Source organism: Ruminiclostridium josui JCM 17888 (assembly GCF_000526495.1).
In the GTDB taxonomy this organism is placed as follows: domain Bacteria; phylum Bacillota; class Clostridia; order Acetivibrionales; family DSM-1351; genus Ruminiclostridium; species Ruminiclostridium josui.
Window position 1 is genome coordinate 2,130,093 of the sequence record NZ_JAGE01000001.1, and the last position, 13,917, is coordinate 2,144,009.

At 36.8% G+C, this 13,917-nt stretch carries 7 protein-coding genes; all 7 read left to right on the forward strand.

The genetic code is table 11. From position 1 onward, the window contains the following. Window positions 1–6: 6 nt before the first annotated feature. Entirely contained in the window at window positions 7–753 is a 747-nt protein-coding gene (locus K412_RS0109940; protein WP_024832970.1) for an ABC transporter permease, read from the forward strand. A 16-nt stretch (window positions 754–769) separates the two neighbouring features. After that, window positions 770–1,480, forward strand: coding sequence for an ABC transporter permease (locus tag K412_RS0109945; RefSeq protein WP_024832971.1), 711 nt, complete (start codon window positions 770–772; stop codon window positions 1,478–1,480). Between the two features lie 452 nt (window positions 1,481–1,932). After that, window positions 1,933–6,825, forward strand: coding sequence for a hypothetical protein (locus K412_RS0109955; RefSeq protein WP_024832972.1), 4,893 nt, complete (start codon window positions 1,933–1,935; stop codon window positions 6,823–6,825). A gap of 50 nt (window positions 6,826–6,875) precedes the next feature. After that, entirely contained in the window at window positions 6,876–10,832 is a 3,957-nt protein-coding gene (locus tag K412_RS0109960; protein WP_024832973.1) for a fibronectin type III domain-containing protein, read from the forward strand. A gap of 18 nt (window positions 10,833–10,850) precedes the next feature. Further along, window positions 10,851–11,699 carry an S-layer homology domain-containing protein gene (locus K412_RS0109965; RefSeq protein ID WP_024832974.1) on the forward strand — a complete coding sequence of 283 codons (849 nt, stop codon included), beginning with the start codon at window positions 10,851–10,853 and terminating at the stop codon, window positions 11,697–11,699. 135 nt (window positions 11,700–11,834) lie between these two features. Continuing rightward, window positions 11,835–12,587 carry a YwmB family TATA-box binding protein gene (locus tag K412_RS0109970; RefSeq protein ID WP_024832975.1) on the forward strand — a complete coding sequence of 251 codons (753 nt, stop codon included), beginning with the start codon at window positions 11,835–11,837 and terminating at the stop codon, window positions 12,585–12,587. A 40-nt stretch (window positions 12,588–12,627) separates the two neighbouring features. Further along, complete coding sequence (gene murA / locus K412_RS0109975; protein ID WP_024832976.1) at window positions 12,628–13,890, forward strand: UDP-N-acetylglucosamine 1-carboxyvinyltransferase; 1,263 nt, start codon at window positions 12,628–12,630, stop codon at window positions 13,888–13,890. Window positions 13,891–13,917: the final 27 nt, after the last annotated feature.

The window sequence follows — 13,917 nt, forward strand, 5'->3', positions numbered from 1 at the left end:
CTATCAATGATATTAAAACTTTTACGTTCCGAGCAATTAAAGCTAAAGAGAACCGGACTTATTTTTATGACTATTTTAATACCGCTTGCGATTAATATGCTAATTACAATAGATCTCCAATTCCGATATACGGGATATTTGCTTATACATCAACAGGAAATGAACATTTCCTGTTGGCAATTGATATTAAAAGAACAGCGTATTTTATTTTTTCCTGCACTTCTTCCTTTTTTTGCGACATTGATTCTGACGCAGATATTTTCTGTGGAAAGAAGAAGCAACGGTTGGTCTATGATTTTAACTCAACCAATAAAGCGATACCAGTTACTTTTATCAAAATATATTATTAGTTGCAAATATATCACAATTTTAATTGTTGTTAATATTGTGACGATGGCGATTGCAGGATTCATAACAGGTATTAAGGACCCATTTGATACAGAACTGTTTTTAAGGTGTTTTTTGATACTATTGGTATCAACCTTTGCAACGGCAGCAATTCAATTGATTGCTATTGAGATTTTTCCATCTAAATGGATAAGCCTTTTCATTGGGCTATTTCTGGGTTTGCTTTCGCAGGATACATACATTAATAGCGTATTCGGTAAATTTAACCCATATTCATTTTCTGATTTTAGTTATCGTTCGGATTGGAATCAAGCTGTATTTATGATACTAATTTCATGTATTTATATTATTATTGGGTTACTAGCTTCTACATCCATATTTAAAAGAAAAAACATCTACAGATAATGAAAGGATACAAAATATGCTAAGAGCAGAGTTGTATAAATACTTTAGAATGCATTTGATCTCCATAACTTTTTTTGCATCCATCATTTGGGTACTCTGTATGCTATATTTTGTGATTTCATCAAAAATAGCTGATGTTACAAATATTGGTTTAGGATTGTATGTTTTTTCTCGGTATTTGTTTTGTGCAATAGCTGTTCCGGCTTATATTATCCTGATTACCAGAGTTGCTGGAGAGATGGAGCAAAGAAATAACAATTGGGGGCTTTTGCTGAGCATGCCGATCAAAAAGGGTACCATATACTTTGCCAAAATAATTACATTGTTGGGAATGATATTTGTTTTTTATGCTGGTTATACAACCGGCATCCTATTTATTGGAGGCATTGCAAGTAATTTTCAACTACCTGTGATGGAGATTTTACTGGAGTTGTTATTATCGTTTATATGCACCTTTTCAATACTGTCATTTTTTTATGTTTTTTCTTTAGAAAAAACTTCAATAATCATTTATCTGGGAGTGGGAGTTGTCATTTTGTTATCTGGATTTTTGGCTATACAGTCAGAAATTGTATGGATATATTGCCCCTGGTGTTATCCGACAGCAGTCACAATAGTCAATTCGCTAGGATTGACTATAAAATGTATTGGTATTAATTTTGCACTTACCTTAGCAGTAAATCTTATAGGTTTTATTCGTTTTTGTAGAAGGCAATGGACTGCTTAATAGGTGAGCATATCTGTATTCTCCAATAGTTAATGAGAGTAATAAGAATTTTAAAGATTGCACTTTATATTATTGGCTTTGTATTTGTAACTATTATAGAGCTCCTTCGACCTGTTAAATACTTTGAGCCAAATAAAGGTAAGTTTGGTAGTAAAGTAACTCTTTACAAGACATTGGTAGATAGCTCAGGCGATATGTGATACATATAACAGTTATTTTTTTAGTGTAATTATTACATGTTGTATTTATTTTATCGGAGGTCAAAGTAAATCGTATAAAAAGTAAGATTTAATAACTATCCATAAAAAAAGAAGCACAACCTGCCACCCGGCATGTTGTGCTTCTTTTTTTACGTTTTCATTACAACTTTAACCGATACTTAAGTAAATAGTCCCAAAATGCCGATAAATAGGATGTAACACTAGTATTTAACTTGCGGGGGTAAATTTACAATGAAGATTAAATTAAGATTTGTTTCAGCTATACTTGTATTAAGTCTGATATTATCGAACTTTACGGGACTAATACAACCTGTTTATGCAGCTCCGGATGTTCTTAATTTTTCCATAGATCATAGTACATTTAATGAAAATGCAGGAACGGTTAAAGCAAGCTGGAATGGACAGCTAAATGTAACGGGAACAATAACATATGAGGCACCCGCTGCTTCAGGGCACAAGACGGTAACCATAAATGTAAGTGAAGGAATGGGTTCGGTTCTGCTTACAGATATCAAAAAGGATTATATATATGATATAAACGTTTCATTATCAAATCCATCGACTGCTTATACAGCAGAAAAGTTTTATCTTGCAGGTGTATCTGTATATGCTGAGCAGATTAGACAGCAATATGTTGACCATCCCGGAGGGGGAAGGGAGACGGGGGTATATCCAGCTATAAAACTATCTTGGAAGCTTCCACAAATATATGACGGAACAGGTGCATTTGTTCCTGCTAAAGGTACCATACTCAGCAAAATAGCTCCTGCAATCGACAGGATAAACTATAAATTCCATATGGAGACAAGCAAGACAAAACCAACTCTCGCAGATGTAATAGTAAATATGAAAAATGATGGCAGCGGATACACTGCTATGGTGTCTGGAGATACAACAAGGGTTTCCGATGTAAAATGGGATAATGCACAAGGTGAATATTCCTTGTATCTGTTTGGTGTAAAAGACGATGAAACACCAATTCCGACAATACAGCAGATAAAGGATGGAACAGCAACAATTCCTACAGGAATTCCTGTTGCTGATGTAAATTATGTACTTCCTCATCAGGAAATACGTCCAGGATGTATTTATGTTGTAACTATGGATACACTGGTATGCGACGTGAATGGACAATACGTTTCAAAAGCACTGTCAGGTGCTACCACAAGTCCATTGACGGGGGTTGTAAATTATACTTATACTCCTGTTAGGTTCCAGTTAACCAAAGACTCCATGGACAATATATTAATCAGAATAAACACAGTGAACCTTGGAGATGTTTCTATGCCTGAACTGAGCTACTTTGTTCAGACAAGTAATGTTGATTCTGATGATGATAGCGACTGGAAAAATATAAAAGAAATTACAAATGTTACAGGTGAATATACTATAACTAATCTTCAGGGAATCAACCCTAGAAATACAGTATATTACAGAATTGTAGTAAGGTCTGCATCGGTAAACGATAGGATTATGTCCTTGGCTATGCCTTACAGGATGTTAGATGATACCTCTAAGACGCCTGTACCTAAAAATGTGTCAGTGATAGGAGTAAATCTGTCGGATGCAATACCAGGTGATACAGAAAGGACTTCTGACATTAAAATAATCTGGGATAAGCCGGCTAACTGGGAAGATACAAAAGATGATGACATATACTACCATTTCCTGTTGAGTACAGGTCAGAAGGATCTTGACCCTGCTGTGAAATATCCGCTTACAGCAAATGGAAAGGACTATGGAACAGGCAGCTATTCGGTTAAATACAGATTGGTTCAATATGTAAGCACAAAGTCTGGTTTGATAAAAGAAAATGCAAATGACAATACAAAACTAGAATATACAATAAAGGGTTTGGATCTCTTTAAGGGTTTTGAGGGAGACGGCACAGTTTCAGCTATTACTAACCCGGATGCTTACCCTGAATTTCTATTGCCTAACAAAACATATTATTTGCAGGTTTATACCACACTGCCGGTTGATAAGGGCAATACAACCGATAGCTCTAAGATGTCAGAAAAATCATTAACAACAAGCTTTACAACTCTTTCCCTGACAAGCAGGGATGTACCTACTCCTAACAATTTTCAATTGGTTAGTACAAAAGTAAATCCTGCAACGGAAACAACACCTGCAAATGCGGTTATAACATTGAGATTTGAAGATCTTAAAATTGACTGGAGCAAATATACAAGCAACCATAGTGCTACCGACGATGCTGTAATATATGATCTCTATATGAGTAAGCAGCCTGACCTTAGCACATTCAAACTTATAGGTTCCAGTAATCAGGCTGACAGTGATGTTGAATTTAAACCAGTTATATCCGGTAATACAACATGGATAAATATGGTTATAAATAAATTTAGTGATATGGATAATATCAATTCATTTGGATACTCTTTATCGCCGAATACAATATATTACTTTATGATAAAGGTAAGATTGAATCTTGAAAATGAGAATCCAAAGGAAAGGGAATCCACACAGACCAGTTTACTTTCAGTGACAACTCCAAGGGGTGAGCCTACAAAGCCCGATGATAATGCAAAGAAACCAGTGGCTCCATCTGATTTTGCCATAGCTTTGGATAAAAACGGGAACCCAATGGTTACGGGACATTCCGTTACATTTGAGTGGACTGTAAAGGAAAATGAGGCGTCATACAACCTCATTTCAACAGCTAAAAAGGTTGCACTTGATACACCTGATACAGATCCATCTATATTGGAGGATCCTACGTATATCAGTTATATATCTGTGTTTGGTGATAAAGACGGAAATATAGACGGCAATTCACAAAAGCTGACTCTTGACCCAAAGGCATCACCACTTCCGCCTAATCTGGTATACGACAGTAAGACAAAGAAATGCAGATATACTATAAATACATGGTTATATCCAAACAGGGTTTACTATTTCAGTTTGAGGTCTGAGGTAGTGGAGGCAAATAAATCAAAGTCCAGTGTATGGATATCCATACCTGTAACAACATCATTAATAGAAAGCCCAACTATGCTTCAGACTATAAGTGACTGTGAACTAAGCTTTTACTGGTTTGATACTAATCCTCAAACAACAGCAGACAGCTACAGTATAAAGATAAAAGCTGCCAATGACAAAAACTATACTCAGCTTACAAAAGCACAGTACAACATAGTAAAAGATGGTAGTGTGTATTATGGAAGAATTTACAAACTTAAGTCCAATACACAGTACAATATACAGGTTGTAAGAACGATTGATAATGCAGTATTAAGCAATACTACCCAGTCAACTAGAAATGACTATTATCAGATAGAAGTAAAGTGGCAGGGAATAGAAGTTGATGATTATACAGGGTATGAAATTGCAATTAAAACTGAGGATGATACGGATTATAAAGTCCTCAGTAACTCAGATTTGGAGCAATATATTGATATAACAAGACACACATACCCGTATTATATTGAAAAAACATTTAACAACCTTGGTACAGAATACTATACCTATACTGCCAGAATAAAATATGCAGAGGTAACTTTATCCAACGGAACAAAGGAACATAAGCCTTTGAAGCCAAACACAAAATATTATATAAAGGTAAGGGCTTATAAAAAGGATCCCTCAAATTTAGAGGCAATTACTCGCTCTAAATATATAGGGCCTGTAAATACAAGAACCGAGTTCAATCAAGGTGATTATGACGATAATGATAAAAATACGAATATTACGGCAAAATTCCTTGATATGATTGATAAACTTGAACAGGGACTATACTGGGATGTAAACAAGGGTAGCAGTAGTACCATGGCAAAGGTGTATGTAAAGGATGACAAAGTGGTAAATCTCCTTGAAGGTCCGGGATATACTTCCTGTACAATAGATATATCCCAGATACCTGCATATATAAATACTGATGAGGTGTATATGGCTAAAAATATATTAACGGCCATGAAGACCTATAACAAGAGTGTAATCATTAAGACAAAGAATATTGAATTTACTATAAGGCCGGATACCTTTGATATAAACAATATGGAGGAGTTTAAAAAAGCCAGGGAAGCAGCCGGAGCAAAGGATGTATACCTTAAGCTTGATAATATCCAGACAGGGGAAATACAGCCAAAGGCACCTGCAAACACTACTTCCGTATCCAAGGTAAATATACTTACTGCACAGGCAGTTGCAAGTAGAGAGACCAGTGAGAACATAAAGGATATGATAAAAGACAAGCTTTACAATGAAGACACTGGTATAATAAAGAAAAAGCTTGATGTAATAAAAAATCCTAACAACCCTAACATAAAAGGCAGCGATGCCAGCATTGACAAGTATTTAAACCAACTGATTGAGGAGATAAAGAGTGAGTTGTCATATTATATAAATGATACCTTGAATGGTGCTAACTATTCATCGGGATTCTTTGCAGAGAAATTTGATATAGCAGGATATAATTCTCCAATGTCCGTTAAAATGTCATATAAGGGGAATACTGTTGCAAATCCGTATGTACTTTACGGAAATGCAGGTAACTGGCAGAAGTTGACACAAAACTTAAAGTATGATACAGGGTATGTTACTTTCCTTGTATCAAGTCCCGGGAAATATACTGTGTTTGGCGGAAAGGATGTAACCGCAACAATAGGTGATGAGAGTCCCGCCAAGCCTTATATTACAAAGCTTGCAGGAAAATATGACCTGACTCTGGTATTTGCCGGGGCAGGAGAGTCCTACAACCCGGATTTGAGTGTATCGGTGAAAGAGGCCATAACACTTTATGAACTGGTATCCGATTCACAGGTGGACAACACAACTGATGTAAAGATAAAAGCAAAGAACTATGGACTTGACAAAATAATAAATATAAGCAACGTAAACAGAAATATAACAAGACAGGAAACGGCGGCATTGATAATAAAACTTTACTGCCAGAGAACCGGAGCAGACTATAACAGATTGAGGGCTTCCTATAATAAAATAATAAAAGATGATTCAGCTATCGAGGCAAAATATGCAACACCTGTATATGCATGTCTTAATATGAATATCATGACCCTTGATACAAGCTCGAAGTTCAATCCATCCCTGTCAATTAACAGAAAAGACATTGTGGTTGCGTTTGAAAAGATGCTTGAAGCATAGATTAACTTGTATGTATACCCGCCGGTAATACCGGCATGTGGAGGTTAAAAATGAGGACAAAAAGGATATTTGCAGCTTTAGTATTAACGATATTTTTCATAACAACATATGGTTCAGTGTATGCAGCAACCATTGATGTGCCTGTACCTGCCGCACCAACACAGCTGTCAATTCCAAAAAGCAGTCAAGGTACAGAGCCCAGCATAGGATATGATTCGGCAGATGGGGGAAAGTCTGGTTATTATGCAGACATTCAGTGGCAGGTGGCAAATCCGGCAGGCAAGTATGTGAATATATACCTTCAGGAATCACCAAAAGGCTACAGAACTGCGAAACCTACATATTTAAAAGAGAAAGATCTTCCTGCAATTACAACCCCAATTAGAATGAGAGATCTTACTTCGGGAACTGTGTACACTGCAACTTCAAAAGCATATGCAACAGAGGTTGACCCATTAACAGGTAAAGTATATAAATCCGGTGAGTCCGAGAGCTCAAACCTTGTAAAATTTATGACTGATATAAACATACAGTGTATTACATCAGGAACAAATAAAATAAAGATAGTTTGGGATGATGTATGGAATGACGGCAAGAGAATAAATTATCAACTGTATGTTTCAGAAAATAAGGATTTTGCAAATACGCTTCCTATTACTGTTACACAGGAACAGATAAGCGCAACCGGCCCGGTATATGTAAATCAGTCTGATGGAACACTGGAGTATGAGCATACAGTTAAAGATCCGGGAAGAGTGTATTATGTCAAAATTGTTCCTGTTGTATCTGACCAGTCAATTATTAAAAAGTCACAAACAGAAACTATATTGGTAAGCACACATATTTTAGTAAAAACATCTAGAGTATCAACGACAGATGACGGAACAATCTGGAGACTTGATTGGAGTCCCGTTATAACAGGACTTTCATCTTCTAACATAACCGTTCAGTATCAGATAAATAGATTTGAATCTGACAATATGCCTAAGATAATAATGGTGGAAACTGGTACAACAACATTTATTACAGTGCCTGACGGGCAGGAAAACAGTTACATGATAAGGGCAATTGTAAAGAAGGATGGACTGCCATATTATCCAAGCAATATAGATATAGTTTCAGACAAGGTTACACTTAAGGAGAGTGATGTTCCTGCATCGCCTTCCACACCGGAACTTGTACCTGAGTTTAGGGATTCGTTGGATTCCATTATAATAGCCTACGAAGATGTTAAGGACACTAACGGAGTAATCATTAAAAAAGGAGAACTTGGAAAGGATACGGCAACTATATTATGGCGTTTGCCTAAAAAGGCGGATGGTACAATAGACTCGGATGTTATGTATGATTTATGGCTTTTAGAGGATTCAGGAGCAATAGATGCTCCTCCTATAGAAACAAAGATACAGACAAATTTTAAACCGGGTAATGCGAATTTTGTACAGGACGAAGCCAATGGTGGAAAGGTTATAGGCTATAAATATAAAATTGAAAACCTACAGCCAAACCATACCTATTATTTCAGAATAATAGCCAAGAAAACCTTTGCAGAAGAAAAAGACGGAATTATTCAAAATGTAGAGCATACTTCAACTCCAGCACTTAAGGTAATTGTTACACTACCCGGAGGGTCAATAGATACCCCGTTGATACCGTCAAACCCACCTCTTCAGATAAGGAAACAGGAAGACGGAATCAAAGACATGATTACCGATACTAGCATAACAATACAGTTGAAAAACAGGTGGTTTGAACAGTTTGATTCTGCTACGGGCAAATGGTCATATATACAGGCAGACAAAACATCTATGTCTGACATACCACCATATAATCCACAAACAACGCCGCCGGATAATCAGAACTATAGAAAAGTTGAATATGATAGTGGAGTAACTTTGTATGTGGGTTGTACCGAGTATACGCCAGGTATTGATATATCATCAATAAACACGTATAAATTGGAAAATGTGTCAACAACTCCTAATGATGATTTGGAGGACATGTATCTTAATGTACCTGAAAATGTACCCGTTCCGGCTTCTGGAACTCCAGTTTATGCAAAGCACAATGTAGTTGTACCTGTGAAAGATTTAAAACCTAATACAACCTATATACTGTGGGTAAGAGCAGCCAGAGCTGGTAATCCTCCGTTGCTTTCAGATGTTTCTAATCCAATAATTTTTACTACTTTGCCTACACCTGATGATACTATAGAAAAGCCTGTAGTTCCTGAACTCAGATGTACTAATGTTTCTGATACATTTGCTGATTTGGCATGGACTTACAAGGAGCAGAATACATATTATCTAAAATATGGCACTGTGGATGATATCGCAAGGGCACAAGGCTCTTTAAAAATCACAGGAGCGCAGATAAAAAACTCTGGCCTTGACTATGTGAGGATAACAGGATTGACTGCAGATACTCAGTATTATTTCTGGATTCAAGCAGAAGCATTCAATTCTGACTTATCAGCCAGTGAAAAATCAGAATGGAGTGATTCACTGCCTTTAAGGACATTAAAGCTGATACCTCCTTCAACACCAAGAGGCTTTGGAGTTAAGAATACTGCGGATGCAGTGACCAAGAACAGTATAACCTTTGAATGGATTCAGGAACCGGGACTTACTTATATACTTGAAATTGCAGGGAAAATTGACTATTCCGATGCAAAAGTATATGAGTGTGGAAGTGTTGCCGAATTCAAGGTTGAAGGACTTACATCCAACTTCAGATATTATGCAAGGCTATATGCATATGATCCGGTTAAAAAACTTCGCTCACTGCCCACTCAAAGTATCAGCGTCAGAACATTGAGAAGCAGTGACGACTATGATTCAGACCAGGATGTAGACCATCCGATTACAGGAGATGTTATAGAGAAGGCGCCCACCATTGTAAATGGCACTTGGGTTGTTAAGATAACAGGGGTAAATGCTGACAGACTTGTACAGATAATAATGACTGACAATATACTTGACTACACCGTTGATTTATCCAAGCCGCCGGCGCCTGCAACAAATATATCCCTTATGATATCAAAAAAGGTGTTTGACAAACTGGAACAACTTAAAGAGAATATTGCCTTTAAGACTGCGGCTGTCACATATAATTTGAAAGCAGGAATACTTTCAAATGTAACTACCACAGATACTAAAAAGGAACAGATATATACCTTTGATATTGTACTAACACCTCAGAAACCATATACCCGGGCAAATGAGCTTATACTAAGGCAGCCTCTGGCACAGATGGGGGTAACACTTGACACAGGTGCAAGTATAATGACTATATCAAAATTTGCAATACCGTTGATAATCAGTTATCCCTATACAAACTCAAAGGATTATGTTGAGGGGAAAACTTTGGGATACCAATATAACGGAGTAACAAGCAGTTGGGAGAAAAAAGCTACGTCAAACAAATTCGACATAGACAACAGCAAGGGCTTTATAAGCTTCCAAGCAGAGACACCCGGAATTTATGCACTTGCTGACAGGACTAATAACTTGTTTGATGATATATATGGCCATACCTATGAAGACTCTATACTGAATGTTGCCATGGCCCACAATCTTAAAAGTATAACAAGTCGTATGTTTAATCCTGATAAGAATGCAACAGTAGGAGAAGCAGTAAAGCTTGCATTTGACAGCATGGAATATAACTATGGCAGTGATTTTATGGATTTGGCAGTAAAGACGGGATTAATAAAGTCCGGAAAAACAGCTTCAGCAATTCTTACAAGACAGGATGCTGCGTACTTGGCAACAGTATTGTATGAAATGAAAACAAATACAAGAGTTAATGGAAACAAGGACGTAATCTCAACATACAAAGACTACAGCAAGATAGATAAGACAATCCTGAATAAAGTTGCCTTTGCGGCTGAAAACGGATTTTTACCTTATCAGTCATCTACACTGTTTAACCCAACCCAAAGTGTTACAAGGGGAGAACTGATGTATATGTTGGAAAAAGCGCTGGTACTTGCAGGAGACATATAAACAAAGGACGGAGAATTTATGAAAAAGCGCATTACCAGATATATAGCCATATTATTAGCGGCAGTAGTATTGTTTACTATAGGAGTACAGGATGTTCAGGCGCATGGAGTTAAAGTAACTACACAGAAGATTGACGGCAAATACAAGCTCACTCTTACGAGTCAAGAGTCCGGTTTAGGCGTTAACATACTGGCATTCAGTATTTCAAAAGGTAAAACAATTAATATTGCCTATACATTAAAAAAGGGTGCAGTGACTTCTGCTTCAACAGAAATTGATGAGTCAATGGTTTTAGCACCTTTCAGAGTTATAACAACAAACTCCGATGATATAGATGGAAGACCATTTTCAGATATTGCTAATACCGAGTTTGATGAATATATCAGGCACTTGCACGATGTGGGTATAACTTCAGGGTTCTCAGATGGAACATTTAGACCGAGTAATACACTATCACGTGCTGAGGCGGCTACAATGCTATCGGTGGCATTAAACTTAAAACCTGATGATTCTCAAAATACCAAACTGAAGGATGTAAACGATCATTGGGGCAAGAAGTATATAAATGCCGTTGTTAATAAAGGCATAATGACTGGTTACTCGGACAAGACATTTAGACCAAACAATAAAATAACGGTTGCAGAGGTTTGTACAATAATAAGCAAATCCTTTAGTTTTAAAACAAAAGCTCAGGGTACATTTGGAAAATTGAAGAAAAACCAATGGTATTCAGCTTATGTACAAAACGTATTTAATTTAAAAATTTTAACTATTGAGGATAGTATATACAAAAACTTCTCCGAAAATGGAAATATTTCCAGAGGAAACTTTGCAATGATGCTCAGCAGAGCGCTTTCTACGTTTTAATAGATACAAAATGTAAGAAAACTTATCATGTATACGACTTTTTCAAAAAGGTAATAATTTTATTATCTTGAACTGATTTTGATTAAATTCGGACAAAATCGGCAAGGAAATTTAATTATTATAAGGTGAGTATATATGAGAAAGTTTTCTTTTATTTTTGTGGCTGTTTTATTAGTTGGAGCTATTATTGGTACTGCATATTACATAACGGAAAAAAACAACATTAATGAAGGACAGATTTCTATTAAGGATGCTTTTAATTACTCCGGCGCTAAAATGTTAGTTAACGATGTATATTTTTTCGCCAGGGCATCGGACAAATATAAGACTGTAAGTGAGTTATCAAAAGTATGTGAGGATGTATTCAAAACTCTGGAAATTTCCAAGTACTCAAAGAATACAACTAGTTCTGATTATCTGGCAAAAACAGATATGCAAGGAACAACAAAGGATGGAGTTAAAATATCTGCAATGGCAAGTATTGTTGGGAATAAGTCAGGTAATAGAGACAAATATATAACTATAGATGCAACTGAGGCCGGAGATGGAAAAGCATTACTGCTTAGGGAAAAAATCGAAGATGTATTTAAAAGACATAAACTCAAAGCAGAAATAAACTCTTGCATTACCGGAACATATGAAGGTAATCTCAAAGACGAGCAATTAGAAAATATATGTAGAAAAATACTTAATGAAAGTTCAGCTAAAAAGATTGATAGCTTCAGACAACAAAACGAAATCAGTGTATCAGCTTTTTCACCTTTAATAGGAGATAAGTTAAGAATTGGCGGTAAAAATGTAAATCTTGGAATAGCTTTTAGGTACAACAAACTAGAAAACAGGACATATTTATGGGTGGCAACACCTGTAGTCAATGCAGAGTATTAAACAAAAGATAAAATAATAAAATACGAAAGGAAGAGCTCAATTGGCTAAATATGTAATCAGTGAAGGTGTGCCTTTGAGAGGCAGTGTAAAAGTAGACGGTGCAAAAAATGCAGTTCTTCCAATTATAGCGGCGTCCCTGCTAAGTGATTCAAAAAGCATAATAGAAGAAGTTCCTGACTTGAATGATGTAAGGGTAATGTGTGATTTATTAAGGTGTCTGGGGACAGATGTTCAAAAGCAATCCGACTCCACAACCATATCTTTTGAGACTGGGGAAATAACAAATGCAACTGCTCCATATGAGCTGGTAAACAAGCTTAGAGCATCTTTTTTGGTAATGGGGCCCATGCTTGCCAGAACAGGCTATGTGAGAGTTGCTTTGCCGGGAGGATGTCCCATAGGCTCAAGGCCTGTTGATTTACACCTAAAAGGCTTTGCTGCCTTGGGAGCAGAAATAACTCAGGGGCACGGCTATATAGAAGCCAGAAGAAATAAAAGTCTGGTGGGAAACAAGATATATCTAGATTTTCCCAGTGTAGGTGCTACAGAAAACATTATGATGGCAGCCGTAATGGCTGAAGGTCAGACAACAATAGAGAATGCTGCCAATGAACCAGAGATAGTTGACTTGGCCAGCTATCTCAACGAAATGGGTGCCAATGTTATCGGTGCAGGAACAGATACAATAAGAATAGAGGGTGTTAAGAGTTTAAAGGGGTGTAGACATACTGTCATTCCAGACCGTATTGAGGCAGGTACATTTATGATAGCTGCTGCAATTACAAACGGTGAAGTAAGAATTGAAAATGTGGTTCCAGACCACCTAAAACCAGTAGTTGCAAAACTAAAGGAAACAGGACTGGAAATTTCAGAGGAATTGTCTGCAATAACAGTAAGAAGTACGGGAGAATTAAAACCAATAGATGTTAAAACACTGCCATATCCCGGATTTCCAACTGATATGCAGGCTCAAATCACATCAATGCTTTCACGTATTCCCGGTACAAGTATGGTAATTGAAACTATATTTGAGAACAGGTTTATGCACGTAAGTGAATTAAAGCGAATGGGTGCAAACATAAAGATTGATGGAAGAACCGCCGTAATTGAAGGAAAATCATGCCTTACGGGAGCATGTGTAAAAGCAACGGACTTGAGAGCAGGCGCGGCTTTGGTGCTGGCGGGCCTTGCAGCAGAGGGCGCAACCGAAATAGGCGAAATACAGCACATAGACAGAGGATATTCAGGATTTGCAGAAAAGCTGAGATCTCTTGGAGCGAAAATAGAAAGAGTTGAGGATTAGAGGGTAATAAAAACATAAAAATATATA